General features: G+C 71.7%; 23 protein-coding genes. 5 read left to right on the top strand and 18 right to left on the bottom strand.

Translation table 11 applies throughout. From position 1 onward, the window contains the following. Nucleotide 1: 1 nt before the first annotated feature. The 13 genes from shc to ACWCQS_RS44445 all read right to left on the bottom strand — a co-directional run bounded on the left by shc (nucleotide 2) and on the right by ACWCQS_RS44445 (nucleotide 14,094). Nucleotides 2-2,029 carry a squalene--hopene cyclase gene (shc, locus tag ACWCQS_RS44505; protein WP_451009789.1) on the bottom strand — a complete coding sequence of 676 codons (2,028 nt, stop codon included), beginning with the start codon at nucleotides 2,027-2,029 and terminating at the stop codon, nucleotides 2-4. 121 nt (nucleotides 2,030-2,150) lie between these two features. Next, on the bottom strand, nucleotides 2,151-3,215 hold the full coding sequence (locus ACWCQS_RS44500) for a polyprenyl synthetase family protein (protein WP_451009799.1): 1,065 nt from the start codon (nucleotides 3,213-3,215) through the stop codon (nucleotides 2,151-2,153). A gap of 71 nt (nucleotides 3,216-3,286) precedes the next feature. Then, a complete protein-coding gene (gene hpnE / locus ACWCQS_RS44495; RefSeq protein WP_451009788.1) occupies nucleotides 3,287-4,720 on the bottom strand; it encodes a hydroxysqualene dehydroxylase HpnE in 1,434 nt (477 codons plus the stop codon). Next, entirely contained in the window at nucleotides 4,717-4,821 is a 105-nt protein-coding gene (locus tag ACWCQS_RS44490; RefSeq protein WP_451009798.1) for a DUF6380 family protein, read from the bottom strand. The genes hpnE and ACWCQS_RS44490 overlap by 4 nt, the downstream gene beginning before the upstream one ends. A 23-nt stretch (nucleotides 4,822-4,844) precedes the next feature. Then, nucleotides 4,845-5,807 (bottom strand): presqualene diphosphate synthase HpnD, encoded by a 963-nt coding sequence (hpnD, locus tag ACWCQS_RS44485; protein ID WP_451009787.1) that lies wholly within the window; start codon nucleotides 5,805-5,807, stop codon nucleotides 4,845-4,847. Then, nucleotides 5,804-6,700, bottom strand: coding sequence for a squalene synthase HpnC (hpnC, locus tag ACWCQS_RS44480; RefSeq protein ID WP_451009786.1), 897 nt, complete (start codon nucleotides 6,698-6,700; stop codon nucleotides 5,804-5,806). The genes hpnD and hpnC overlap by 4 nt, the downstream gene beginning before the upstream one ends. A 360-nt stretch (nucleotides 6,701-7,060) precedes the next feature. Further along, nucleotides 7,061-7,876, bottom strand: coding sequence for an ABC transporter ATP-binding protein (locus ACWCQS_RS44475; RefSeq protein ID WP_451009785.1), 816 nt, complete (start codon nucleotides 7,874-7,876; stop codon nucleotides 7,061-7,063). Continuing rightward, nucleotides 7,869-8,798 carry an ABC transporter permease gene (locus ACWCQS_RS44470; RefSeq protein WP_451009784.1) on the bottom strand — a complete coding sequence of 310 codons (930 nt, stop codon included), beginning with the start codon at nucleotides 8,796-8,798 and terminating at the stop codon, nucleotides 7,869-7,871. The genes ACWCQS_RS44475 and ACWCQS_RS44470 overlap by 8 nt, the downstream gene beginning before the upstream one ends. 60 nt (nucleotides 8,799-8,858) lie before the next feature. Then, nucleotides 8,859-9,731: a glycosyltransferase family 2 protein gene (locus ACWCQS_RS44465; RefSeq protein WP_451009783.1), complete on the bottom strand. Its 873-nt coding sequence runs from the start codon at nucleotides 9,729-9,731 to the stop codon at nucleotides 8,859-8,861. Between the two features lie 8 nt (nucleotides 9,732-9,739). Beyond that, entirely contained in the window at nucleotides 9,740-10,519 is a 780-nt protein-coding gene (locus ACWCQS_RS44460; protein WP_388626928.1) for a CDP-alcohol phosphatidyltransferase family protein, read from the bottom strand. Next, nucleotides 10,497-11,558, bottom strand: coding sequence for an iron-containing alcohol dehydrogenase family protein (locus ACWCQS_RS44455; protein WP_450982523.1), 1,062 nt, complete (start codon nucleotides 11,556-11,558; stop codon nucleotides 10,497-10,499). Before ACWCQS_RS44455 ends, ACWCQS_RS44460 begins: the two co-directional genes overlap by 23 nt. Continuing rightward, complete coding sequence (locus ACWCQS_RS44450) at nucleotides 11,546-12,298, bottom strand: phosphocholine cytidylyltransferase family protein (protein ID WP_451009782.1); 753 nt, start codon at nucleotides 12,296-12,298, stop codon at nucleotides 11,546-11,548. Before ACWCQS_RS44450 ends, ACWCQS_RS44455 begins: the two co-directional genes overlap by 13 nt. Further along, nucleotides 12,295-14,094: a DUF5941 domain-containing protein gene (locus ACWCQS_RS44445; protein ID WP_451009781.1), complete on the bottom strand. Its 1,800-nt coding sequence runs from the start codon at nucleotides 14,092-14,094 to the stop codon at nucleotides 12,295-12,297. The genes ACWCQS_RS44450 and ACWCQS_RS44445 overlap by 4 nt, the downstream gene beginning before the upstream one ends. Nucleotides 14,095-14,365: 271 nt before the next feature. On the opposite strand from ACWCQS_RS44445, the gene galE reads away from it, so the two are divergent. The 3 genes from galE to idi all read left to right on the top strand — a co-directional run bounded on the left by galE (nucleotide 14,366) and on the right by idi (nucleotide 17,219). Beyond that, nucleotides 14,366-15,337 carry a UDP-glucose 4-epimerase GalE gene (galE, locus tag ACWCQS_RS44440; protein WP_451009780.1) on the top strand — a complete coding sequence of 324 codons (972 nt, stop codon included), beginning with the start codon at nucleotides 14,366-14,368 and terminating at the stop codon, nucleotides 15,335-15,337. 168 nt (nucleotides 15,338-15,505) lie between these two features. Then, nucleotides 15,506-16,447: a cation diffusion facilitator family transporter gene (locus ACWCQS_RS44435; protein WP_451009779.1), complete on the top strand. Its 942-nt coding sequence runs from the start codon at nucleotides 15,506-15,508 to the stop codon at nucleotides 16,445-16,447. A gap of 178 nt (nucleotides 16,448-16,625) precedes the next feature. Beyond that, complete coding sequence (gene idi, locus ACWCQS_RS44430; protein ID WP_451009778.1) at nucleotides 16,626-17,219, top strand: isopentenyl-diphosphate Delta-isomerase; 594 nt, start codon at nucleotides 16,626-16,628, stop codon at nucleotides 17,217-17,219. Nucleotides 17,220-17,654: 435 nt separating this feature from the next. On the opposite strand, the gene ACWCQS_RS44425 is transcribed toward idi, so the two are convergent. Further along, nucleotides 17,655-18,149: an ATP-binding protein gene (locus ACWCQS_RS44425; RefSeq protein ID WP_388627208.1), complete on the bottom strand. Its 495-nt coding sequence runs from the start codon at nucleotides 18,147-18,149 to the stop codon at nucleotides 17,655-17,657. Nucleotides 18,150-18,354: 205 nt separating this feature from the next. After that, nucleotides 18,355-18,924 carry an HdeD family acid-resistance protein gene (locus tag ACWCQS_RS44420; protein WP_451009777.1) on the bottom strand — a complete coding sequence of 190 codons (570 nt, stop codon included), beginning with the start codon at nucleotides 18,922-18,924 and terminating at the stop codon, nucleotides 18,355-18,357. A gap of 126 nt (nucleotides 18,925-19,050) precedes the next feature. Here ACWCQS_RS44420 and ACWCQS_RS44415 point away from each other — a divergent pair, with 126 nt between their 5' ends. After that, entirely contained in the window at nucleotides 19,051-19,806 is a 756-nt protein-coding gene (locus tag ACWCQS_RS44415) for an enoyl-CoA hydratase/isomerase family protein (protein ID WP_451009776.1), read from the top strand. Here the strand turns inward: ACWCQS_RS44415 and ACWCQS_RS44410 are convergent. Together ACWCQS_RS44410 and ACWCQS_RS44405 are read right to left on the bottom strand one after the other, a co-directional pair. Then, nucleotides 19,793-20,428 carry a DJ-1/PfpI family protein gene (locus ACWCQS_RS44410; protein ID WP_451009775.1) on the bottom strand — a complete coding sequence of 212 codons (636 nt, stop codon included), beginning with the start codon at nucleotides 20,426-20,428 and terminating at the stop codon, nucleotides 19,793-19,795. The genes ACWCQS_RS44415 and ACWCQS_RS44410 overlap by 14 nt on opposite strands. A 338-nt stretch (nucleotides 20,429-20,766) precedes the next feature. After that, nucleotides 20,767-21,750 (bottom strand): GlxA family transcriptional regulator, encoded by a 984-nt coding sequence (locus ACWCQS_RS44405; protein WP_451009774.1) that lies wholly within the window; start codon nucleotides 21,748-21,750, stop codon nucleotides 20,767-20,769. Between the two features lie 211 nt (nucleotides 21,751-21,961). Between ACWCQS_RS44405 and ACWCQS_RS44400 the strand changes: the two genes are divergently transcribed. Further along, nucleotides 21,962-24,358 carry a Tex family protein gene (locus ACWCQS_RS44400; protein ID WP_451009773.1) on the top strand — a complete coding sequence of 799 codons (2,397 nt, stop codon included), beginning with the start codon at nucleotides 21,962-21,964 and terminating at the stop codon, nucleotides 24,356-24,358. A 150-nt stretch (nucleotides 24,359-24,508) separates the two neighbouring features. Here ACWCQS_RS44400 and ACWCQS_RS44395 read toward each other — a convergent pair whose 3' ends face one another. Then, on the bottom strand, nucleotides 24,509-24,973 hold the full coding sequence (locus ACWCQS_RS44395) for an SRPBCC family protein (protein ID WP_388626949.1): 465 nt from the start codon (nucleotides 24,971-24,973) through the stop codon (nucleotides 24,509-24,511). Nucleotides 24,974-25,195 lie beyond the last annotated feature (222 nt).

Below are 25,195 nucleotides of genomic sequence, written 5' to 3'. Positions count from 1 at the left end.
GTCAGCTCCCCTTCGCCTCGGACAGCGGCTTCCGGGTGAGGAGGCCGCGCTCGAAGGGGTCGCCGTGCAGATACCGGCCGAGCGCGGTGAGCGGGAAGACCTGCCGGTAGAGGTGGTAGTTGATCGAGAAGTCCCAGGGGAAGCCGGTGCCGGTGAAGTACGGCTCGTCCCAGGTGCCGTCCTCCCGCTGGGTGTCCGCGAGCCACCGGATGCCGCGCTCGACGGCCTTGGAGTCCTGTTCCCCCGCCGCGAGCAGCGCCATCAGCGCCCACGCGGTCTGCGAGGCCGTGGAGGCGCCGCGGCCGCTCCACTCCTTGACGTACTTGTAGGAGCGCAGGTCCTCGCCCCAGCCGCCGTCGTCGTTCTGCACGCTCTCCAGCCAGGCCACGGCCCGCCGGATCGCCGGGTGCGAGCCGGGCAGCCCGGCCGCGGTCAGCGCGGGCACCACCGAGCCCGTGCCATAGATGTAGTTGACGCCCCAGCGGCCGAACCACGAGCCGTCCGGCTCCTGTTCGGCGAGCAGCCAGTCGATGCCGCGCCGGGTGCGCGGGTCGTGGGCGAGGCCCTCGGCGGCGAGCATCTCCACGACGTGCGCGGTGACATCGGCCGACGGCGGGTCGATGACCTCGCCGAAGTCGCAGAACGGCAGCCGGTTCGGGAACGGGCTGGTGTTGTCGACGTCGAAGGCGCCCCACGCGCCGTTCTTCGACTGCATCCCGAGGTTCCAGCGCACGGCACGGCCGATCGCGTGGTCCACGCGTTCGGGGTCGTGGTGCCTGACCCGGCGCAGCGCGAGGGAGACCTCGGCGGTGTCGTCGATGTCGGGGTAGTTGTCGTTGTGGAACTCGAACGCCCAGCCGCCCGGCGGGAGCCCCGGCCGCCGTACGGCCCAGTCGCCGGGCCGGACGATCTCCTCGCCGAGCATCCAGTCGGCCGCCTTGACCAGTTGCGGATGGTCGACGGGCAGACCCGCGTCGACGAGGGCGATGGTGGCCAGGCAGGTGTCCCACACCGGGGACTGGCAGGCCTCGATCATCCGGGCGCCGTCCTCGCGCCAGACGGCGAACCGGTCCAGCGAGGCGAGGCCCTCGCGCATCACGGGATGTTCGAGGTCGTAGCCGAGCAGGTGCAGGGCGATGACCGAGTACACGGCCGGGGGCTGGATGCCGCCCCAGCAGCCGTCGTTCTCCTGCCGCTCGATGATCCAGCGGGCCGCCGAGTTCATCGCGGCCCTGCGGAGTCTGCGCACGGCGACCTTGCGGTAGCCGCGGACCATCTTGTCGAGCCGCTGGAACAGCCCGTCCCAGCTCGCCACGGGGGCGAGCGGCTGCGGCGGGTTGGGGTTCGCCGGATCGGTGTGCAGCTCGTCCAGCGGGAACGGCGCCGGGCGCACCGGGCGCTTGGCGGAGACGACGGTGAGCGGCACGATCGTCTGCCGCGCCCAGCAGCCGAAGTCGTAGATGTTGAGCGGGAACCAGGTGGGGAAGTAGATCAGCTCCGGCGGCAGCTCGGGCAGGTCCTCCCACTTCCACCAGCCGAACAGGGCGAGCCAGATCCGGGTGAACACACGGGAGGCGGCGATACCGCCGCGCTCACGGATCCAGGCGGAGGCCTTCGCCATGTGCGGGTCGTCGGGTGTGTCGCCGGCCAGGCGCAGGGCGACATAGGCCTCTACAGTGGTGGACAGTTCGCCGGGCCCGCCATAGAAGGTGGCCCAGGTGCCGTCCTCGCGCTGCTCGCCGCGGATGAACTTCGCGGCGGCCTGCGTGGTCTGTTCGTCGCGGATTCCCAGGAACTGGCGGAGCAGCAGGTCCTCGGCGTCCATGGTGACGTTGGTCTCCAGGTCGCCCTTCCACCAGCCCTGGGCGTCCTGCCGCGCGAGCAGGAAGTCGGTGGCGCGCCGGGTGGCGCGTGCGGCGGCTTCTTGTACCCCGGCCGCCTCGGGTGTGGTGATGGCGGTGGTTTCGCTGGCCGCGGCAGCGCGGGACGGCACAGTCGCCCCGGTGCTTCCGTCGGTCGTCGCTGTCATGGCTTCCCCTTCGTGCAGTCGTGCGAGTCGTGCTGCTGTGGGTCCGCCGTCGGCCGGTGTCCTGATGTCGATCCTCGGACACCGGCCGGCGACTACGCGAGGCGTGTTGGGCCGATAGTGATCATCTCTTTCGTACGACGACGAAGTCGGCGAGCGCCGTGAAGGAGTCGCGTACCCGGCCGGGCATGTCGACGGCGTCGAGGGCTTCGATGGCGATGGTGTGCTGTCGGCGTGCTTCCTCGGCCGTCCAGTCGCGGCCGCCGGCCCGCTCGATGAGAGCCGCGCGGGCCGCGAACTCCTCCTCGGAGAAGTTCTCGAAGTCGCTGCTCTTGGCGTCCGCGGCGAGGATCTCGCCGAGCTGCTCGGAGGCGGAGCCGCCGGCCGCGAGGGCGGCGACGACCGGCAGGGACTTCTTGCGCTGGCGCAGGTCGCTCCAGGTCTGCTTGCCGGTGGCCTCCGGGTCGCCCCAGATGCCGAGCAGGTCGTCGATCGCCTGGAAGGCCAGGCCGAGGTGGTAGCCGTACCGTTCCAGCGCGTCGGCGGTGGCGTCGTCCGCGCCGCCGAGGACCGCGCCGATGGAGCTGGAGGCGGCGAGCAGCGCGCCGGTCTTGTTGCCCTCCATCTCCAGGCACTCCTCGACGCTGACCCGGTCGCGGTGCTCGTAGGAGATGTCCTGCGCCTGACCGTCGATGAGGGCGCGGGTGGCGGTGGTGAGCCGGCGGGTGGCGCGGCCGGCCTCGACGGTGCCGAGCTCCAGCAGGATCTCGTTGGCGAGGGCGAACAGGGCGTCGCCGACCAGGATCGCCTGGGCGGGGCCGTGCACCTTCCAGACGGTGTCGCGGTGCCGGCGCTGCTCGTCGCCGTCCATCAGGTCGTCGTGCAGCAGCGAGAAGTTGTGGACGAGTTCGACGGCGACGGCGCCGGGGATGCCCACCTCGGGCGCGGCGCCAGTGACCTCGGCGGAGAGCACGGCGAGCGCGGGACGCACGGCCTTGCCGCCGTCGCCGTCGGCCGGATTGCCCTGGGCGTCGATCCAGCCGAAGTGGTAGGCGGCGACGGTGTCCATGGGTGACGCCAGCCGGTCGACGGCCGCACGCAGGACCGGAGTGGCCAGGGTCCGGCCGCGCTCCAGCAGCGCGGTCACGTCCACCGCGGCCCGTGGGACGGGCGTCGAGGCCGGGGGCACAGTGGGCACAGTCTCTCCTCTTGTTGCGGTACCGGGGGTGCGGGGGCCTGCCGCGGGCTTCTGATCGAGCATCAGGCCGCCTCCTCGAACTCGAAGAGATGGCGGGGGCGGGGCCGGCCCAGGGCGCTGAGCGCCGCGTCGGCCGCGCTCACTCCGCTGCGGACCGCACTCTCCATGGTCGCGGGCCACCCGGTGGCGGTCCACGCTCCGGCCAGGTACAGGCCGGGGGCCTTGGTGCGGGCGCCGGGCCGCAGCCGCCCGACGCCGGGGGTGGGGGCGAACGTGGCCGTACGCTCCCGGGTCACGAAGAAGTCCTTCACCACGGCGCCCCGGGTACCCGGAATCAGCCGCTCCAGCTCCGGCAGATAGCGTTCGCGCAGTTCGGCGACCGGCAGATCGATCTCTCCGTGCGCGGCCGACTGGGACAGCGCCAGGTACTGACCCTCGGTCAGCCCGGAGGCGTCGGTGCGGTCGAAGACCCACTGCACGGGCGTGCCGAGGGCCGCGAAGAAGGGGCGCGCGAGCACCTTGCGGTCGTAGACGACATGGACGTTGAGGATCGGCGCGGTGCCGATGCCCAGCAGCTGCTCGGGCGCGTCGAGGGCGCCGGGCGGCAGCAGGTCGTGGGCCTCGCGCTGGGGTACGGCGAGGACGACGGCGTCGGTTTCCAGGCGATCGCCGGGAACCTGAACGCTCCAGGTGCCGTTCTCGTTGATAGAGACGGAGGTGACGCGTGTACGGACCTCGGTACGGACGCCCGCGGAGTCGAGCGCCTTGCGGGCCAGCCGGTCGTGCAGTTCGCCCAGCGGGACGCGGGCCCAGCCGATGTCGGCCGCGCCCGGGTCGGACAGCAGACCGGTCTTGAACACCATCGCGGCGAGCCCCAGCGAGGCGTCGCCCGCGACCGCGTTGAGGGTGGCGACCCCGACCAGGTCCCACAGGGCCTCGACGGCGCGCGCCGACTGGCCGTGCGCGGCCAGCCAGCTGCCGAAGTCCTGGGTGTCCAGGGTCGGATCGGCGAGGTCGAGCCCCTTCAGCGCGAGCGCGGCCCGCCCGACCGCGGCGCGCTCGGCGAGCGAGAGGTGCGGATAGGCGGCCAGGCTGCGCCCCAGGTGGAGGGGGACGGGCAGCGGGTCGCGCCGCAGCCGGCCGAGCCGCCTGCCCTCGGGCTTGGCGACGTCGACGACGGGCACGTCCAGGCGGTCCTGCAGCGGTGCCAGCGCCGCGCCCTCGATCCGGTCGAGGAACCAGCGGTAGGCGGTGCAGCAGCGCAGGTACACGTGCTGGCCGTTGTCCACGGTCAGGTCGCCGCGCTGGAAGGAGAAGGCGAGGCCGCCCAGCCTGGGCCTGCCTTCGAGCAGGGTGACGCGGACGCCCGCGTCGGCGAGCGCGAGCGCCGCGGTGATCCCGGCGAGCCCGCCGCCGACCACGACGGCGCGCCGGCCTGCCGCGCCCTCGGGTTCCGCGGTGCCGTGCGCCTTTGCGGGGCGTGAGCCTTCGCTCATGGTGCGTCCTTCCAAGCGTACCGAGCGTGCAGGTGGAACCGTGCACGCTCGGCCGTCGCAGTCAGGGACGCCACGCCGCAGTGGAGGGTTGCCTGCCGCATGTCCCCTGGTTCGGTGAGGTCCATCAGGCGCGCCTCCTGACGGAACGCGGGGAGACATGGCGGCTCACATGCCGGGTGTCCAGGCCGGACAGACCGCGTACGGCGACATAGGCCTTCTCGCGTCCGGGCAGCGAGACCCGGCCGCGCAGCACGGCCTCCGGGTCGCGCTCGATGCGGTCCAGCAGCCGGCGGTAGATGCCGGCCATGGCGGCGACGCAGGCGCCGCTGCGCCGGTCGAGCATGGGCAGCAGCCGGTAGCCCTCGGCGAAAAGGGCGCGGGCCCGCCGTACTTCGAAGTGCACGAGGCCCGCGAAGTCGGAACCCTCGGGCGGCGTCGGCCCGTCGAAGCCGGCCGAACAGCCGAACTTGGCGAGGTCGTCGGCGGGCAGATAGGTACGGCCGCCGGCCGCGTCCTCACGGACGTCTCGGAGGATGTTGGTCAGCTGCAGGGCGAGGCCGAGGGTGTCCGCGTACTCGGGTGCGCGCTCGGCGCCGCGCGCGCCCGGTTCGGTGCCGAACACGCCGAGCGAGAGCCGGCCGATGGCACCGGCGACACAGCGGCAGTAGACCTTCAGGTCGTCCCAGGTCTCGTAGGTCTCGCCGCGTACGTCCATCTGGACGCCGTCGATCAGCTCGTCGAGGCCGCCGAGCGGGATCGGGAAAGCGCGTGCGGCATGGGCGAGAGCGACCGCGACGGGGTCGGTGTCGTCCTCCTCGACCTCGTCCTGACGGACCCGGGCGAGCAGCGCCCTGGTGTCCTCCAGCCGCTTCAGCTTCACCTCGTCGGCCAGGTCGCCGTCGCCGATGTCGTCCACGCGCCGGGAGAACGCGTACAGCGCCGACATGGCGCGGCGCTTGGGCGTGGGCAGCAGGCGGATGCCGTAGGCGAAGTTGCGTGCCTGCTGCCCGGTGACGGTCTCGCAGTAGCTGTAGGCGGCGAGTACCGGTGCGGACACGTGCGACGGAGAATCCACGGTCCGGATCACCCCTCTCCTCGCAGGATCACGCCCGCCTCACGCAGCAACTGGACCTTGCCGGGTCGGGGCGGGCCGGGAAGTACGTCGTATTCGGCGGCGGCGATCGCCCTGATCGCCGCCCTTCCCCCCGCCACGAACCCTGCGAGCAGCAGCTTCAACCTGCCGTGGACGCTACCCACCAGGGGGGCGCCTTCATTCAGCAGAACGCGGGCGCGTTGTGCTTCGTATGCAACCAGGGCGCGCACCGATGCGCTCGCGGTTTTCGCGGAGAGATCCGTTTCCTGGACATGAAAGCGCTTCATGTCCTCGGCCGGGAGGTAGATCCGGTCGCGGCCGAGGTCCTCCGCGACGTCCTGGAGGTGTTCCACGATCTGCAACGCGGTGCAGATCGCGTCGGACAGCCGGATCCGCTCGGGGGTCGAGGTGCCGGTGACGGCGAGGACGAGGCGGCCGACGGGGTTGGCGGACAGTTCGCAGTAGGCGAGCAGGTCGTCGTAAGTCTCGTAGCGCGTGACGAGCTGGTCCTGGCGGTTGGCGGCGATCAGACCGAGGAACGGCTCGGGGGTGAGGGAGCGGCGGCGGACGGTGGGCTGGAGGCGGCGCAGCAGCGGGTGGTGCGGGGTGCCGTCGAAGACCCGGCGCAGGTCGGCCTCGAAGGCGTCGAGCAGGACCAGCCGGTCCTCGGCCTCGGCGGGCGACACGCCGAGCAGCCGGGCGTCGGCGCCGCCGGGGGCCAGGTCGCCGTCGCCGATGTCGTCGACGAGACGGGCGAAGCCGTAGACGGCCATGAGATCGTCGCGCCAGGCCTTGGGCAGGAAGAAGGGGGCCACGGGAAAGTTCTCGCTCGTGGCCTTGTCCAGGGTGGCGCGTTCCGGATCCGGCGCCGTTTCGGTGGCCGTCATCGGGCGCTGCCCGGCGCGGGGACGGCACATGCTGCGTTGAGCTGGGGAGTTTCCGTAGCCATTGCCGTCACATCTCCCGTTCTACACTGCCGACCCAATAGACACTATTTCGGACACGCCGCCCGGCAATCGGCGGGGTCGCCCTGGCGCAGGGTGTCGCGCATTATCGCCCCACTTGCCGCTTTCCGGCACCGGTACAGCTTACGTTGTACAACGCAGCAAGGTCCGTCGGGGTGTCCTGCACATCACAACAACACACCGATTGGCTCCAAGATTCCTGCCGGAAAACGGAGTTGACGGTTCCTTTGCGCAGGCCGGGCCCCGCCGGACTGTTTCCGGCGGAGCCTTGGCCGAAACGGGCTACTTGCCCGTGAACTTCTCGTACTCCTTCAGGACCTCTTCGGTCGGTCCGTCCATGCGCAGCTCGCCGCGCTCCAGCCACAGGACGCGGTCGCAGGTGTCACGGATGGACTTGTTGTTGTGACTGACCAGAAACACCGTGCCGGCCTCCTTGCGCAGTTCCCGGATGCGTTCCTCGGAGCGCTTCTGGAACTTGCGGTCACCGGTGGCGAGCGCCTCGTCGATCATGAGGACGTCGTGGTCCTTGGCGGCGGCGATCGAGAACCGCAGCCGGGCTGCCATACCGGAGGAATATGTGCGCATCGGAAGTGTGATGAAGTCACCCTTCTCGTTGATCCCCGAGAAGTCGACGATCTCCTGGTAGCGCTCCTTGATCTGCTCCCGGGACATCCCCATGGCGAGACCGCCGAGGATGACGTTGCGCTCACCGGTCAGGTCGTTCATCAGGGCCGCGTTGACGCCGAGCAGCGAGGGCTGGCCGTCGGTGTAGACCTTGCCCTTCTCGGCGGGCAGCAGGCCGGCGATGGCACGCAGCAGGGTGGACTTGCCGGAGCCGTTGGAGCCGATCAGGCCGATGGCCTCGCCGCGGTAGGCCACGAAGGACACGCCGCGCACGGCGTGCACCTTGCGCACCCCGCGCTCCCCGCCGCGCTTGACGATGCGGCTCAGGGCGGCCGTCGCGCTGCCCTTGCCGGTCTTGGCGCCGTTGACGCGGTAGACGATGTGCAGGTCGTCCGCGATGACGGTGGGGCGACGCTCCCCTGTGTGCTGCCCGGTGAGCTGGTCCGCGTTCCGCTCGGCGCTCTGCTCAACCACGGCCGTACCTCTCCTCCGCCTTCCAGAAGTACACGAAACCGCCGGCGAACACGGCCACGGCCCAGAACAGCGCGATGGCCCACACGTGCGGCGGCAGGTTCGAGGCGCCGTAGCCGTCGATCAGCGCGTAGCGCATCAGGTCCATGTAGACCGCGGCCGGGTTGACCTGGAGCAGCCGGACCGCGATCTCGGAGCGGCCCTCCATCATCTTGTTGATGGAGAACATCACGCCGGACGTGTACATCCAGGTGCGCAGGATGAACGGCATCAGCTGGGCGAGGTCCGGCGTCTTGGCGCCCATGCGGGCCACGATCAGCGCGAGCCCCGTGTTGAACAGGAACTGCAGCAGCAGGACCGGCACGATCAGCAGCCAGGCGGGGCTCGGATAGCTGCCGAAGCCGATCGCCACGACGACCATCACGATCATCGAGAACAGCAACTGCTGGAGCTGCTGCAGCGAGAAGGAGATGGGCAACGAGGCGCGCGGGAAGTGCAGGGCGCGCACCAGGCCCAGGTTGCCGGAGATCGCCCGGACACCCGACATGACCGAGCTCTGCGTGAAGGTGAACACGAACACGCCCGTGACCAGGAACGGGATGTACACGTCCTGGGACAGGCCGCGGCTCGCGTGCAGGATCACGCCGAAGATGAAGTAGTACACGCCCGCGTTCAGCAGGGGCGTCGCCACCTGCCACAGCTGGCCGAGCTTGGCCTGGCTGTACTGCGCCGTCAGCTTCGCCTGGGAGAAGGCGAGGATGAAGTGGCGCCGCCCCCACAGTTGGCGGACGTACTCGGGCAGCGAGGGCCGGGCGCCGCTCACGGCGAGCCCGTACTTGGCGGCGAGCTGCGCCGCCGTCAGCCCGTCGTCGGGCGACGGTATCGCGCTCACCGCGGCACCGCCGTCATGGGTTGTGTGACTCACGAGTGGAAATCCGGACTCTCTTGGGTAAGAAGCTTGCTCTCTTCAGGTAAGAGAAGCTTCTCAGATCACCGGAGGCCGGCCCAGCCGGGTCAGCCGCCACACCGTGCGCCAGCGCATCGGGCGGCGAGGACCGCACGCGGTGGTCCAGCCCTCCCTGAACCCGCCGAACCAGGCCCGCAGGGCCGGACGGGAGGGGCGGCGGACCAGCGTGAGCAGCATCCAGACCCCGAGGTAGACGGGGATCAGCGGGGCGGGGAGGTTGCGGCGGGCCAGCCACACGCGGTTGCGGGCGACCATGCGGTGGTAGACCGCGTGCCGCGAGGGCGCGGTCGTCGGGTGGTACAGCACCATGTCCGACCGGTAGTCGATCATCCAGCCGGCGTCGAGGGCCCGCCAGGCCAGGTCGGTCTCCTCATGGGCGTAGAAGAACTCGTCCGGCAGCCCGCCGACCTCGGCGAACACCCGGGTACGGACGGCGTTGGCGCCGCCCAGGAAGGTGGTGACCCGGGAGGAGCGCATCGGGTCGGAGGCGCGCAGCCGGGGTACGTGGCGGCGCTGGGTCTCGCCGGTCTCGGGGTCGGCGATGCGGAAGCTGATGATGCCGAGCTCCGGGTCCGCGGCGAAGGCCTCGCGGCACAGCTCGGCGGTGTCGTGGCGGGCGAGCAAGCCGTCGTCGTCGAGGAACAGCAATATGTCGACATCTCGGCCGCCGGGGCCGAAGGCCGCTATGCCGACATTGCGGCCGCCGGGGATGCCCAGGTTCTCGGGCAGCTCGATCGCCCGTACGCCTTCGGGCACGTCCGGGACCGGCGAGCCGTTGCCGACGACGACCACCTCGATCGGCCCGCCGTCCTGCTTGGCGACCGAGTCGAGCAGGGCCCGCAGCTCATCGGGGCGGTTGCCCATGGTGATGATGACGGCCCCGACCCGCATGGCCGTGCTCACTTCAGCCTGCTGGAGGCGAGGATGGACACCAGGTGCAGCAGGGTCTGCAGCAGCGCGATGCCGGCCAGCACCGCGACACCCAGCCGGGAGAAGAACAGGTCGCCGCGCACCTGGTCGACGATCGCCAGGACCAGGATCAGCAGGGACGCCTCGATGCCGAGGATCAGACGGTGGAACTTGAACGCGGCGGCGGCACGGCGGGCCAGTGCCATGCCGGAGGACCGCATCTCGGACGCGGCCTCCTTGACCGGGGGCTTGCCCGCCTGGTGGCGGGCGACGCCGACCAGGTCGGTCTCGGCCTTGATGAGAATGGCACCGAGCGCGGCCAGCGTGCCGAGGAAGGCCCACAGCCAGTCGATACGGCCGCCGCCCCACAGGTCGGCGGCGCGCAGGCCGAAGCCGGTGAGCACCGCGGCGTCGGTCAGATAGGCGCCGACCCGGTCCAGGTAGACGCCGTTCAGCGAGTACTGCTTCTTCCAGCGGGCGATCTCGCCGTCGACGCAGTCCAGCAGCAGATACATCTGGACGCACACCACGCCGAGCACGGCGCCCGGGATCCCCGGCAGCAGAAGTGCCGGGGCCGCGAGCACGCCGAATACGGTCATCAGGTACGTGAGCTGGTTGGGCGTGACCCTGGTGTTCACCAGGTAGCGGTCGACGCGCAGGGAGACCTCTCGCATGTAGAGGCGTCCCATCCAGTGCTCACCGCTGCGCCGGTCCTTCACCCCCGCGGGGTGGACGACCGGACGGAGTTCAGCTACCGATGGCCTTGACATAGTCGGCGTAGGTGTCCTTGATCTGGTTCGTCTTGAGGTCGAGGTGTTCGAGGATCGTGTAACGGCCGGGACGGGTCTCCGGGGCGAACTCCACGACGCGGACGAACTCGTCCACGCTGAAGCCGATCTCCTCCGGCAGCACCGGAAGCCCGTGCCGGCGCAGCACGTCGGCCATGTATGCCGACTCCTCGTGGGCGCCGCGCAGGTACATCGCGAAGGCCGCGCCCAGCCCGCACTGTTCGCCGTGGGCGGCCGCGCGCTTGGGGAACAGCAGGTCGAAGGCGTGGTTGATCTCGTGGCAGGAGCCGGAGGACGGGCGGGAGTCACCGGAGATCGACATCGAGATACCGCTGAGCACCAGCGCCTCGGCGAGCACCTGCAGGAACTCGTTCTCGCCGATGCCGCCGGGGTGCCTCAGGACCGCCTCGCCGGCCTGCCGGGCCATGGCCGCGGCGAGACCGTCGATCTTCTCGCCGTTGACCCGGTTCGACAGCTCCCAGTCCGCGACCGCGTTGATGTTGGAGATCGCGTCACCGATGCCGGCCCGGACGAAGCGGGCAGGGGCCTCGCGGATCACGTCCAGGTCGATGACCACCGCGATGGGGTTCGGCACACCGTAGGAGCCGCGACCCGCGTCGTTGTCGAGCGTGGCGACCGGCGAGCACAGGCCGTCGTGCGCGAGGTTCGTCGGCACGGCGACCAGGGGCAGGCCGACACGGGCCGCGGCGAACTTGGCGCAGTCGATGATCTTGCCGCCCCCGAGGCCGACCACGGCGTCGTAGTGGCCGGATTTCATCTCGCCGGCCAGCCGGATCGCGTCGTCGAGGGTGCCGCCGCCGACCTCGTACCAGCTGGCGCCGGGCAGCGAGGGCGCGATGCGCTCGCGCAGCTTGGTGCCGGAGCCACCGCTGACCGCGACGGCGAGCCGGCCGGACTGCGCGATGCGCTCGTCGGCGAGGACACCGGCCAGGTCGTCCAGGGCACCCGGGCGGATGTCCACGACGACCGGCGAGGGAATCAGCCGTGTCAGTAGCGGCACGCGATCTCCCGTCCCTTGGCGAGGTCGTCGTGGTTGTCGATCTCGACCCACTTGACGTCGCCGATCGGCGCCACGTCGATCCGGAAGCCGCGATTGACCAGTTCCTGGTACCCGTGCTCGTAGAACTGCTGCGGGTCCGTCTCCCAGACCGTCTTCAGCGCGTCGGCCAGCTCGGGGGCGGCGTCGCCCTCGATCAGGGTGACGCCGATGTACTCGCCGGTGGCCTCGGCCGGGTCCATCAGCTTGGTGATCTTCGTCATGCCCTTCTCGGGGTCGACGACGACCTTCATCTCCTCGTCCGCGAGGGACTTCACGGTGTCCAGCGCGAGGATGATCCGCTTGCCCTCGCCGCGGGCCGCGAGCAGTGTCTTCTCGACGGAGACCGGGTGCACGGTGTCGCCGTTGGCGAGGATCACGCCGTCCTTGAGGGCGTCACGGCCGCACCACAGGGAGTAGGCGTTGTTCCACTCCTCGGCCTTGTCGTTGTCGATGAGGGTGAGCTTGAGGCCGTACTTCTGCTCCAGGGCCGCCTTGCGCTCGTACACGGCCTCCTTGCGGTAGCCGACGATGATCGCGACCTCGGTCAGACCGACCTCGGCGAAGTTGGCGAGGGTCAGGTCGAGGACCGTGGGTTCGCCCTCTATGCCCGCGGGCCCCACCGGCACCAGCGCCTTGGGCAGGGTGTCGGTATAGGGGCGCAGACGCCGGCCGGCGCCGGCCGCCAGCACGAGGCCGATCATGCGGGTTCTCCTTCGTCGTGTACGGCTGGGGCTCCTGCGGAGACCCAGAAACGGATGCTCTCGGCGAGCACCACGAGGGCGACGGCCACGGCGAGGACCGTGAGCGCGACCGTGAACTGCGGGGCGGTGAGCACCGCGGCCAGGACGGTGACGAGCAGCGTCCGCCCTTCGTGCCCCCCGATGACGCGCACCAGCCAGGCCGGAGGTGCTCCGGCGTTGCCGCGGATGCGGTACACCGTGTCGTAGTGATGGTAGGCGACGGCCGCCACCAGGCCGAAAGCCGCAGGGAGAGCACCGTTCACCCCTGCTTTACCGGCGAGGGCGAGCACGGTGCCGTACTCGGCGGCCCGGAAGAAGGGCGGGACCAGCCAGTCGAGGGCGCCCTTGAGGGGGCGGGCCACGGCGAGGGCCGAGGTGAGGACGTAGGCCAGTGCGCCGACCAGCGGCAGCACCGAGCCGTACCCGGTGAGGGCGGAGCAGGCGACCACCGCGGCACCGCCCAGCAACGCGACGGCGGGCGCGGCGAGACCGGGCAGGCCCCGCGGTGCGACCCGCCCGAGGGCGTCCGCCAGTGGTCCGGAGTCGGCGAGGTCCGCCAGCGCCCGGGCGGCCCGGTCGGTGCGCCGGGCCTTGCGGGTCAGGGAGCGCAGCACGCGGCCTGCCGTGGTGTAGGTCGCGGCGATGGCGCAGCCGATGAGCAGCGCGTAGAAGGTGATCCGCGGGGCGGTGGCCGCGGTGAGGACCGCGATCATCGCCCAGCGCTCGCCGATCGGCAGCACTATCATCCGCCGCATCCACACCGTCCAGCCGACGCTGTCGAGCTTGTCGGAGAGCGCGGCGGTGGGACTGGTGTTGGCGGCGGCGTCGTGATTGGCCTCGTTGAAGGAGAAGTCGACCACGTGCCGGCAGGTCTGCAGGAGCATCGCGCCGAGGGCGAGGGCCCACACGTCGTCGCCGCCCCGGGCCGCCCCCAGCGCGAGGCCGGCGTAGTAGGCGTACTCCTTGGCCCGGTCGAAGGTGGCGTCGAGCCAGGCGCCGAGCGTGGAGTACTTCAGGGCGTAACGGGCGAGCTGGCCGTCGGTGCAGTCCAGCACGAAGGAGGCGATCAGCAGCACGCCGGCCGCTATGAAGCCGACGCGCGTGCCCGTGGCCGCGCAGCCCGCCGCGATGAGCGCGGTGAGCAGCGAGGCCGTGGTGACCTGGTTCGGGGTCAGACCGTGGCGGGCGCACCAGCGGGCGATGTAGCGCGAGTAAGGGCTGATGAAGAAGGTGGTGAAGAAGCCGTCGCGGGACTTCACCGCCGATTTCAGGCGTACGGCCTCGTCGTCGACGGCGGCTACGGCCTGCCGCGCCTCGTTGCGGGCCTGCGGGTCTGCGGGGACGGCGGCGACCAGGCTGCCGAGCTCCGGGCGGTGCACCTCGCAGCCGTCGGCGTCGAGGGCGGTGACGACGCGGTCGGTGAGGCTGTCCACGGCGAGCGCGGTGCCTCCGCCGACGGAGGTCTCGCGGGCCACGGCCCGGGTGAGCTCCTGCCGGGCGGCGGGCTGGGCGGTGACGGCGCCGGGGACGGCGGAGAGCGCGAAGCGCGGGTCGGTCAGGCCGAGCCGCAGAGTGTGCCGGTGACCGACGAAGCGGGCGTCGACCAGGGCCACGCGGTCGCCGGCAGGCGCCGCGGCGAGCAGGGTCTCCGCCTCGGCGGCGTCCGCTGCCACCTGGACGTCGAAGCCGAGCGACCGCAGATCGTTCTCGAGGGACGATCCGGGGACCGGCTGACCGGTGACGATGGCGGTCGACAACCGAACTCACTCCCTGGGTGCCGGCGCGAGCGCCGGTCTCTTGCGTGGTGGGGCGCCCTGTCAGCGGCACCCGGGCGGCATGTCGGCAGAGGCTATCCGATGGGCGGGAGCCCTTGTTCACCGGCCGTTCACGGCCCGGCCCACGGGGCCTGCCCCGGCCTTTGCCGCGATCATCATCGGGGATCCGGGGCCCGCCCCACAAACCCATGGGCACAGACCCGGGCATCCGGGACACCCGGCGCGTCGGCACCTCGGCATAGGGTGAACGACCATGACGTGGCTGATCACCGGCGGAGCCGGATACATCGGGGCGCATGTGGCACGGGCCATGGCCGGCGCCGGGGAGAGCGTCGTGGCGCTGGACGATCTGTCGGCGGCGGTGCCCGCCCGGCTGCCCGCGGACGTCCCGCTGGTCGAGGGCTCGACGCTGGACGGGGCCCGGCTGAAGCGGGTCTTCGCCGAGTACGACGTCACGGGCGTCGTCCACCTCGCGGCGCGCAAGCAGGTCGCCGAGTCGGTGGCGCAGCCCACCCGGTACTACCGGGAGAACGTCGGCGGTCTGGCCACGCTGCTGGACGCGGTCGCCGAGGCGCGGATCGACCGCCTGGTGTTCTCCTCGTCGGCGGCGGTGTACGGCAACCCGGACGTGGACCTGATCACCGAGGACACCCCGTGTGCGCCGGTGAACCCCTACGGGGAGACCAAGCTGGCCGGTGAGTGGCTGGTGCGGGCGGCCGGAGAGGCGCACGGAATCTCCACGGTGTGCCTGCGCTATTTCAACGTGGCGGGCGCGGCGGCGCCGGAGCTCGCGGACACCGGCGTGTTCAACATCGTGCCGATGGTCTTCGACCGGCTCACCCGCGACGAGGCCCCGCGGATCTTCGGTGCCGACTATCCGACGCCGGACGGCACCTGCGTCCGGGACTACATCCACGTGTCCGACCTGGCCGAGGCCCACCTCGCCGCGGCGCGCCGGCTCGGCGACGGGGGCCTGTCCGGTGATCTGACGCTGAACATCGGGCGGGGCGAGGGCGTCTCGGTGCGCGAGCTGATCACGGTCATCGGGGAGGTCTCCGGGGACCGCCGGGAGCCGGTGGTGGAGGCGCGCAGGCCGGGGGACGCGCCGCGCGCGGTCGCGTCGGCCGAGCGGGCCGCCGAGCAGCTGGGCTGGCGGGCCCGGCGCGGGGTCCAGGAGATGGTCGCCTCGGCCTGGCAGGGCTGGCGGCTGCATCACGGCGGCTGAGCCGGGGATGCACCGAGGGTGCGCCGAGGATGAGCCGCACCCATTCTGACCTGCGGAACGTTTCCGCAGGTCAGGGCACATGACAACGGTGTTCAGTGCCGCGTTGCCCCATACCCCCCACCCGTAGTTCACTGGGCCGAGCCGGACGGATACGGAAGGGCGGATGTCATGGGGGCAGGGCACGACCACGGGCACGCGCACGGCCATGCGCCGCCCACGGCTACGGCCGCGGCCGCGTACCGGGGCCGGCTGCGGATCGCGCTGGGCATCACGCTCACGATCATGGTGGTGGAGCTCGTCGGCGGTCTGGTCGCGGACTCGCTCGCGCTGATCGCGGACGCGGCGCACATGGCGACCGACGCGGTGGGTCTCGGCATGGCCCTGCTCGCGATCCACTTCGCCAACCGCCCGCCGAGCACCAACCGCACCTTCGGCTACGCCCGCGCCGAGATCCTCGCCGCCCTGGCCAACTGTGTGCTGCTGCTCGGGGTCGGCGGATACGTCCTGTACGAGGCGATCCAGCGGTTCGTGACGCCCGCGGAGACCCGTGGCGGCCTGATGATCGTGTTCGGTCTGATCGGCCTGGTGGCGAACTCGGTCTCGCTGACCCTGCTGATGCGCGGGCAGAAGGAGAGCCTGAACGTGCGCGGCGCCTTCCTGGAGGTCGCCGCGGACGCGCTGGGCTCGTTCGCGGTGCTGGTGTCGGCGGCGGTGATCCTGACCACCGGGTGGCAGGGCGCCGACCCGGTCGCCTCGCTGGTCATCGGCGTGATGATCGTGCCCAGGACGCTGAAGCTGCTGCGCGAGACGCTGGACGTGCTGCTGGAGGCGGCACCGAAGAACGTCGACATGGCCGAGGTCCGGGCGCACATCCTGGCGCTGGACGGCGTGGAGGACGTACACGACCTGCACGCATGGACGATCACCTCCGGGATGCCGGTGCTGTCGGCGCATGTGGTGGTCAGCTCGGACGTGCTCAGCGCCGTCGGCCACGAGAAGCTGCTGCACGAGCTGCAGGGCTGCCTCGGCGACCACTTCGACGTGGCCCACTGCACCTTCCAGCTGGAGCCGAGCGGGCACGCCGAGCACGAGGCGCGGCTGTGCCACTGACGGGACGCACGGGCGTTCTGCACCCGCCCCGGACGGTTCCGTGATCTGCGGACCGGGCACGATGATCTACCGGGTCCGCCTTCCGGTACCGCGCCGCGCGCGGACGTGCCGGGAAGTGCCGGGAGTGCCGGATTCGTACGGCAGACTTGGGGTGCGAAGACCGAGGCGAAGGATGGGTATGCCGATCACACCTGCCAGCGCGACGCACAGCTCGTCGAATGGCACCGCAGAGGCGATTTTGCTGGAACTGGTCGACGAGAAGGGTGTGACGATCGGCACGGCGGAGAAGCTCGCCGCCCACCAGCCACCGGGACAGCTGCACCGCGCGTTCTCGGTGTTCCTCTTCGACGAACAGGGCCGGCTGCTGCTCCAGCAGCGGGCGCTCGGCAAGTACCACTCCCCCGGTGTGTGGTCCAACACCTGCTGCGGCCATCCGTACCCGGGCGAGGCGCCGTTCGCCGCGGCGGCCCGGCGCACGTACGAGGAGCTCGGCGTCTCGCCCTCGCTGCTGGCGGAGGCGGGCACGGTCCGCTACAACCACCCCGACCCCGCCTCGGGCCTGGTCGAGCAGGAGTACAACCACCTGTTCGTCGGCCTGGTGCAGGCACCGCTCGCACCGGACGCCGAGGAGGTCGCCCGGACCGTCTTCGTGACGGCCGCCGAGCTGGCCGAGCGCCACGCCCGCGATCCCTTCTCGGCCTGGTTCATGACGGTCCTGGACGCGGCCCGCCCGGCGATCAGAGAGCTGACGGGCCCCTCCGCGGGCTGGTGACCCACCCAGGACAACACGACAGGCCCGCGGCACTACGACAGCGCCGGCGGGCCTGCGATTCAAGACCCGCGCCGGCCCGGGGCCACGGCAGCTCCGCCGACCCGCGAACCACGCAGCCTCACCGGCCTGCGACTCAGGGGCCTCGCCGACCTCGGGGGCACGGCAGCCTCGCCGGCTTGCGCGACCACACAGCCTCGCTGTCCGCGAGGTCCTCACGCACACCGGCCTGCCGTTTCGCACTCTCGCCGTCCTGCAGCGCGACGGCCGTCCGTCCCACCGGCCTGCGGGGCCCACGCCGCCTCGTCGGCCTGTGGTTGAGCACGCTCGCCGACCTCGGGCCACGGCGGGCCGTCGGGCTGTGGTTCGACACCCACGCCGGCCCGGGGTCGCGGCATCCTCGTCGTCTGCGGGTGGCAGTCGCGGGGTGAAGCTGAGCTACGGCAGCGTCGCGGGCTTGAGGGGCAGGGCGGCCCAGATGACCTTGCCGCCGCTCGCGGTGTGCTCCACGTCGACCGTCCCGCCCGCCTCCCGCGCCACCTCGCGGACCAGCAGCAGGCCCCGGCCACCGGTCTGGCCGTGGTCGGCCTCCAGGGCGGTCGGACGGTAGGGATGGTTGTCCTCCACGGACACCCGCACCCACTCGGCTCCGACGGCGACCTCCACGGCCAGCATCGGCGACAGCAGCGCCGCGTGCCGTACCGCGTTGGTGACCAGCTCCGAGACGATCAGCAGCAGGCCGTACACCAGCTCGTCGGAGACCGGCACGCCCTGGCGCAGCAGCAGGTCCCGTACGGCATGCCGGGCCTGCGGGACCGAGGCGTCCACCGCGGCGGCAGTGAACCGCCAGACGCCTTCGTACGGCAGTGGATCGGGCAGCCGCTCGGCGCCCCCCGCTGGGCGCGGGCCGTCCCCGCGCCCGTGGTTGTCCATCGTCCGGTCGCCACCCTCGCGCTCGATTGTCACCACACGTCGAGTGTTGGTAACGATCCGCTCAGGTCCCTAGGACTGAACACAAGTCAGCGGGTATCGAACGGTTTCTGACCGAGTGCGTATGACACGGTCACGTGTGGGACTGTTCCTGTCGCCCGGACGCCGGTTCGCGAACTAGTCGGGTCGTACGGGTTTGGACGGCCCCTTACTCGGAGACGAGCCCGACGACACGCCGCCCGCCGTAACCGGTGGCCACGAGACCGAGGCCGTCGAAGAGCAGGGCGAGCGAGAAGAAGGCGCCGATGACGTACTGACTGCTGCTCGGCCAGGAGCCGAGGACCAGGATCCCCAGCAGCAGGTCGAAGGCGCCGAGCAGCAGTGTCCAGCCCAGCTGCGGTCCGCGCACGACCAGGCCGCCGACCAGCCGGAAGAGGCCCGCGGAGAGGAACAGCAGCGCGGCGAACATGGTGAGCGCGGCCGCCGCGGCGTGCGGCAGACGGATGACGACGACGCCGGCCGCGATGTTCAGGGCGGCGACGATGACACCGAGCCAGAAGAAGCTGGTGCCACGGGCCTGGATCGCGTGCACCAGACCGACGATCCCGCCGATCAGCAGCAGCCAGCCGAACAACAGCATCGAGGTGAGCGTGGCGACCCCGGTGTAGACGAGTCCCACGATCCCGGCGAGCACGAGGAGCACACCGAGCGCGGTGAGCAGGCTGAAGCCGCGGTGGAGTTTCGTCGCGCTGTCTCCGCGTGTGCCGGCCCTGGCCATCGCCGCCTCCTCGGTCCACGCCGCTCGCCCCCTCCCTCTTTGTCCCCATTGAGCCGGTTTCGTAACGCACCGCACCTGCCAACCCGCGCTGTCCGCGCCCGTCGGACCCCCCGATACGATCCGCGCATGGAGCCCCAGCTGTCGCACCGCACCGAAGGCGCTGTCGCCACCGTCGTCATCCGCAACCCGGCCAAGCGCAACGCCATGACCGCCGCGATGTGGCGGGCCCTCCCGCCGCTGCTGGACGACTTGGCACGGGACCCCGGCGTGCGGGCGCTGGTGCTCACCGGTGAGGGCGGAACCTTCTGCGCGGGCGCGGACATCAGCACGCTCCAGGGCTCGCCCGAGGAGGCACAGCGACTCGCCGTGGCCGCCGAGGAGGCGCTCGCCGCGTTCCCCAAGCCGACCGTGGCCGCCGTGCGCGGGCACTGTGTGGGCGGCGGGGCACAGCTCGCCGCGGCCTGCGATCTACGGCTGGCGGAGGAGGGCGCGCTGTTCGGAGTGACTCCGGCGCGGCTCGGCATCGTCTATCCGGCCTCCTCGACCCGTCGGCTGGTGTCGCTGGTGGGTCCGGCGACCGCCAAGTACCTGTTGTTCACGGCCGAGTTGATCGACGCCGGGCGGGCGCTCGGCACCGGGCTGGTGGACGAGGTGCTGCCGGAGGGCGAACTGGACAAGCGCGTCGCGGAGTTGGCCCGGGTCCTGGTCTCCCGCTCGCAGCTGACCCAGGCCGCCGCGAAGGAGTTCGCGGGCGGCCGTACCGACCGGGACGCCCACTGGGCGCGGACGGCGCGCGGCAACCCCGACACCGCGGAAGGGGTCGCCGCGTTCCTGGAGCGCCGGCAGCCGCGGTTCACATGGAGCGTGTCTACCTCAGGATGAAACGGCTCCGCGAGCGCAACTGCTCGACGAGGTGGGCGGGGGCCCTGTCCGGGGAGCCGGCGGCGTAGGGCGGCCGCGGGTCGTACTCCGTGGCGAGCTGGAGAGCCTGGGCGTGTTCGTCGCCGGCGATGCGGCCGGCCAGGGTGAGGGCCATGTCGATGCCGGCGGAGACGCCGGCCGCGGTGACGTACTTTCCGTCCGCCACGACCCGCTCCTCGGCCGGTTCGGCGCCGAACTTCTTCAGCTGGTCGAGCGCCAGCCAGTGCGAGGTCGCGCGCCGGCCGTCCAGCAGACCCGCGGCGGCCAGCAGCAGCGAGCCCGTGCACACCGAGGTGGTCCAGGTGCTGGTCGCGTCGACGTCGCGCAGCCAGTCCAGCAGCGGCCGGTGCTCCATGAGGTCGCTCTGCCCCGGGCCGCCCGGGACGATCACCAGGTCCGGCCGCGTGACCTCGGCCAGCGACCGGTCGGCGACGACCCCGAGCGCACGGGTGTCGGTGCGGACGGGACCGGTGCGCTCGGCGACGAACACGGTCTCAGCACCGGGGAGGCGGGAGAGGATCTCGTAGGGGCCGACGGCGTCGAGGGCGGTGAACCGGTCGTAGACGACGATGGCGATCTGCATGGCGTGTCCCTTCGGTGGTGTGAGCGGCGTTGCGCGACGTGTCTCAGCGAGCGACAGCGAGGCGGAACCAGTGACATGCGGTGACGGGGTCCAGTGGGCGTGGCTGCGACAAAGCCTTGGTGGCCGAGGCGAGCGCGGGGCGGAGTGACGGGGGTCGATGGGGCCCGGGTTGGGCTGAGCGGCCGCGAACGTCCGTGCTGAAGCCGTTGGGCGGGCGCGGCGGAGTATCAGGGGCGATGTGGCTGCTCGACGGGCAAGGGCCGATGCGGGCGTCCGTCGGCGATGGCCGGTGCAGTGGGCCGTCGCCGGGCGCAGAACGCCGGTGCCGGCGGCCGGGCTCAGCGGGCCACGGCGGGGCGGAAACGGCGGCGGTATTCGGCCGGGGGTGTGGCGAGGGCCTTGATGAAGGCGCGGCGCATGGCCTCGGGGGTGCCGTAACCGCTGGCGCGGGCGACCTCCTCGATGTTGTCGGGGGTGTCCTCCAGCAGGCGGCGGGCGTGTTCCAGGCGGACCCGGTCGACGTACCGGCCGGGGGTCATGCCGGTCTCCTCGCGGAAGGCGCGGGCGAAGTGGCGAGGTGAAAGGCGGGCGCGGGCGGCGAGCGCGTCGATCGTCAGGTCGCCGCCCGGATGCTCGGCGATCCAGCGCTGGACCTCCCGCAGCGGTGCGCGCTGCGCGGTCTGCGCGGCGAGCTGGGCGCTGAACTGCGCCTGGTTGCCGGGCCGGCGCAGGAACACCACCAGATGCCGGGCGACGGCGAGCGCGACGTCCCGGTCCAGGTCCTCCTCGACCAGGGCGAGGGCCAGGTCGATGCCGGAGGTCACCCCGGCCGAGGTGGCGACGTGCCCGTCCCGGACGTAGATCGGCTCCGGATCCACGGCGACCGCCGGGTGGTCGCGGGCGAGCTTGTCGCAGTAGGCCCAGTGGGTCGTCGCCCGGTGGCCGTCGAGGAGTCCGGCGGCGGCGACCAGGATGGCGCCCGTGCACACCGAGACCAGGCGCGGGACGCGCGGTCCGCGGGCACGCAGCCAGTCGATCACCCGGGGGTCGGGGTGGCGCGTGCCCTCGCCGCCGGGCACCAGCAGGGTGTGCGGGTCGGCGGCGGCGGTGAGCGCCTCGTCCGGTACGAGGGTCAGGCCGCTGGAGGTGCGCACCGGGCCGCCGTCCAGCGAGCCCGTACGGACCCGGTAGGTGCCCGGTGTGTGCTTCTCCGCGCCCGCGAACACCTCGAGCGGCCCGGTGACGTCGAGGCTCTGGACGCCGTCGAAGACGACGAAGAGGAGGGTCCGCGGGTGGGCCGTGTCCTCGATTCGCTGCGTCATGCCCTCGATTCTTCGCCCCCGGGAGTGTGGCCGCAATGACGTTTTTCCCACCTTTTCTGCCATGCCCGGCGCCGTCTGCGGCGCATGGGCGGGCGGCACCTCGGCGGGCCGCCGGCCCCGCGGCCCGCCGAGGTGCCGCCCTGATCCCCGGTTGTCGGTGTCACCTGCCACAATTGCCGCGCAACCTCAGTCGAGAAGGCGGTACGGGATCGTGACGACACCGGGATCCATCGGAGCAGGATCCATCGAAGGCAGGATCGCCGAGGAACTCGGCGTACGGGAGCGGCAGGTGAAGGCCGCGGTGGAACTGCTCGACGGCGGTTCGACGGTGCCCTTCATCGCCCGCTACCGCAAGGAAGCGACCGAGATGCTCGACGATGCGCAGCTGCGCACGATCGAGGAGCGGCTGCGGTATCTGCGGGAGCTGGAGGAGCGGCGTACGGCGATCCTGGAGTCGGTGCGCGAGCAGGGCAAGCTGACCGAGGAGCTGGAGGCCCGCATCCGCGGCGCCGAGACCAAGGCGCGGCTGGAGGACATCTACCTCCCCTACAAGCCCAAGCGGCGCACCAAGGCGCAGATCGCGCGCGAGGCGGGCCTGGAGCCGCTGGCGGAGGGCCTGCTGGGCGACCCGACGGTGGAGCCGCTCGCGGCCGCCGCCGCGTTCGTGGACGCCGACAAGGGTGTCGCCGACCCGCAGGCCGCGCTGGAGGGCGCGAGGGCGATCCTCACCGAGCGGTTCTCGGAGGACGCCGACCTGATCGGCGAGCTGCGCGAGCGCATGTGGGTGCGCGGGCGGCTGGCCGCGAAGGTGCGGGAGGGCAAGGAGGAGGCGGGCGCGAAGTTCGCCGACTACTTCGACTTCGCCGAGCCGTTCACCGAGCTGCCCTCGCACCGGATCCTGGCGATGCTGCGCGGCGAGAAGGAGGAGGTCCTGGACCTCGTCCTGGAGCCGGAGGAGCCGGCCGAGTCCCCCTCGGTTCCGTCGTCGTACGAGGGCATCGTCGCGAACCGGTTCGGGATCGCCGACCGGGGCCGCCCCGCCGACAAGTGGCTGACGGACACCGTCCGCTGGGCCTGGCGCACCCGCATCCTCGTCCACCTAGGCATCGATCTGCGGCTGCGGCTGCGGACGGCCGCCGAGGACGAGGCGGTGAACGTCTTCGCGGCGAACCTGCGCGACCTGCTGCTGGCCGCCCCGGCCGGCACCCGCGCGACGCTGGGCCTGGACCCCGGTTTCCGTACGGGCGTGAAGGTCGCCGTGGTCGACGCGACCGGCAAGGTCGTCGCCACGGACGTGATCTATCCGCACGTCCCGGCCAACAAGTGGGACGAGGCGATCGCCAAGCTCGCGCGGCTCGCCGAGGAGCACGCGGTCGAGCTGGTCGCGATCGGCAACGGCACGGCCTCCCGCGAGACCGACAAGCTCGCCGCCGAACTGATCACCAAACACCCGGAGTTGAAGCTCACCAAGGTGATGGTGTCCGAGGCGGGCGCGTCGGTGTACTCGGCCTCGCAGTACGCCTCGCAGGAGCTGCCGGACATGGACGTGTCGCTGCGCGGCGCGGTCTCCATCGCCCGTCGGCTCCAGGACCCGCTGGCCGAGCTGGTGAAGATCGACCCGAAGTCGATCGGCGTCGGCCAGTACCAGCACGACCTGTCCGAGGTGAAGCTGTCCCGCTCGCTGGACGCGGTCGTGGAGGACTGTGTGAACGGCGTCGGCGTGGACGTCAACACCGCGTCCGTGCCGCTCCTGTCGCGGGTGTCGGGCATCTCCTCCGGTCTCGCCGAGAACATCGTGGCGCACCGGGACGCCAATGGCCCGTTCAAGTCCCGGTCCGAGCTGAAGAAGGTGGCGCGGCTCGGCCCGAAGGCGTACGAGCAGTGCGCGGGCTTCCTGCGCATCCGGGGCGGCGACGACCCGCTGGACGCCTCCAGCGTGCACCCCGAGGCCTATCCGGTGGTCCGCCGCATGGTGAAGACCGCCGGCCAGGAGGTCGCCTCCCTGATCGGCAACACCGGTGTGCTGCGCTCGCTGAGGCCCGCCGACTTCGTGGACGACACGTTCGGTCTGCCGACCGTGACGGACATCCTGAAGGAGCTGGAGAAGCCGGGCCGCGACCCGCGTCCCGCGTTCAAGACGGCCACCTTCAAGGAGGGCGTGGAGAAGATCTCCGACCTGTCCGCCGGGATGATCCTGGAGGGCGTGGTGACGAACGTGGCCGCGTTCGGCGCGTTCGTGGACGTCGGCGTCCACCAGGACGGCCTGGTGCACGTCTCGGCGATGTCCAAGACGTTCGTCAAGGACCCGCGCGATGTCGCCAAGCCGGGTGACATCGTCAAGGTGAAGGTCCTCGACGTGGACATCCCGCGCAAGCGGATCGCGCTGACCCTGCGCCTGGACGACGAGGCCGCGCCGCAGGGACAGGGCGGCGGCCGGCAGCAGCGCGGTGGCGGCGCCCGGCCGCCCCAGCAGCGGCAGGGCGGCGGCCAGGGCCGGCGCGAGGCCCGTGGCGGCGACCGGGGCGGCCGCCAGGCTCCGCCGCCCGCGAACAGCGCCATGGCCGACGCACTGCGCCGCGCGGGCCTGCTCGACCCGAAGAAGCGGTGACCTTGCGGGGCTTGGGCCGCATCCCCGCGGACTCCGCCCCGGGGACAGGGTTTCCCACCCGCGCATCCGTCACGGCCGGCTGAAAAGGCACCCTCCTCACGGAGGGTGCCTTCGTCCAGGGCGTCCCGCACGCGCCCTCGCCGGGCGACGTCAGGCAGGGGCGTCTCCCGGCCGGCCGGTGAGGAGGCGCTCCAGGTCCCGCAGGTCCTTGCCGATGGACGAGCGGACCTTTCTGGCCATGACGGGGGCGGCGAGCCGGTAGAGGGGGCCGGCGTCGCCGCGGACCCGGATGCGGGCCAGGGTGCCCTGCGGGTGCGCGTCGAAGGAGTAGGTGACGTGCATCGGCATGGGCCCCGCCACGGACACCATGTCGAGCAGCCGTGGCGGGTCGTACGCGGCGACGCGCAGGACGTAGTCGATGCGCCTGCCGAGGAAGTGGGCGGTGCGGGTGACCTCGGCGCCGACGCCGAAGCCGCCCGTGGGCGCCTGTCCGGTCAGTTCCGCCGTACGGATGCCCTGGGTCCACTCCGGGTCGTGGCGCCAGTCCATGGCGTACGCCGCCACCCGCTCGGGCGGCAGCCCGATGACCCGCTCCGCCGTCTCGTCGATCGTCATGCCCGGCATACCTTCCTGCAGGTCTGCGCCCTCTCGCGGGCTCTCGGTCGTTCCATCCAGGGTTGCGTCCACTGACGCCGAATGCCCACCGGAAGGCCGGATGAGCCGCCCGCCCCGGCCCCGGGGCGCTAGGTCCTGTCGTCAAACTCCCGCCGTCCGCCCGGAGGGCGGGCCTCGCGCCCGCCGCGGAGCGGCTGATGTATGCAGTAGGTGCGTGCTCTG

It is taken from the genome of Streptomyces sp. NPDC002076, assembly GCF_053593835.1.
This window is presented reverse-complemented; position numbering and strand designations above follow the sequence as displayed.

Coding starts and splice junctions, on each gene's coding strand:
- ACWCQS_RS44420 (WP_451009777.1), bottom strand. CDS start 18,924: ATGGCCAGGGCCGGCACACGCGGAGACAGCGCGACGAAACTCCACCGC.
- ACWCQS_RS44435 (WP_451009779.1), top strand. CDS start 15,506: ATGGGGGCAGGGCACGACCACGGGCACGCGCACGGCCATGCGCCGCCC.
- ACWCQS_RS44450 (WP_451009782.1), bottom strand. CDS start 12,298: ATGATCGGCCTCGTGCTGGCGGCCGGCGCCGGCCGGCGTCTGCGCCCC.
- ACWCQS_RS44425 (WP_388627208.1), bottom strand. CDS start 18,149: ATGGACAACCACGGGCGCGGGGACGGCCCGCGCCCAGCGGGGGGCGCC.
- ACWCQS_RS44465 (WP_451009783.1), bottom strand. CDS start 9,731: ATGCGGGTCGGGGCCGTCATCATCACCATGGGCAACCGCCCCGATGAG.
- idi (WP_451009778.1), top strand. CDS start 16,626: ATGCCGATCACACCTGCCAGCGCGACGCACAGCTCGTCGAATGGCACC.
- galE (WP_451009780.1), top strand. CDS start 14,366: ATGACGTGGCTGATCACCGGCGGAGCCGGATACATCGGGGCGCATGTG.
- hpnC (WP_451009786.1), bottom strand. CDS start 6,700: ATGACGGCCACCGAAACGGCGCCGGATCCGGAACGCGCCACCCTGGAC.
- ACWCQS_RS44415 (WP_451009776.1), top strand. CDS start 19,051: ATGGAGCCCCAGCTGTCGCACCGCACCGAAGGCGCTGTCGCCACCGTC.
- ACWCQS_RS44460 (WP_388626928.1), bottom strand. CDS start 10,519: ATGTCAAGGCCATCGGTAGCTGAACTCCGTCCGGTCGTCCACCCCGCG.
- ACWCQS_RS44405 (WP_451009774.1), bottom strand. CDS start 21,750: ATGACGCAGCGAATCGAGGACACGGCCCACCCGCGGACCCTCCTCTTC.
- hpnE (WP_451009788.1), bottom strand. CDS start 4,720: ATGAGCGAAGGCTCACGCCCCGCAAAGGCGCACGGCACCGCGGAACCC.
- ACWCQS_RS44410 (WP_451009775.1), bottom strand. CDS start 20,428: ATGCAGATCGCCATCGTCGTCTACGACCGGTTCACCGCCCTCGACGCC.
- ACWCQS_RS44395 (WP_388626949.1), bottom strand. CDS start 24,973: ATGACGATCGACGAGACGGCGGAGCGGGTCATCGGGCTGCCGCCCGAG.
- ACWCQS_RS44490 (WP_451009798.1), bottom strand. CDS start 4,821: ATGCGGCAGGCAACCCTCCACTGCGGCGTGGCGTCCCTGACTGCGACG.
- shc (WP_451009789.1), bottom strand. CDS start 2,029: ATGACAGCGACGACCGACGGAAGCACCGGGGCGACTGTGCCGTCCCGC.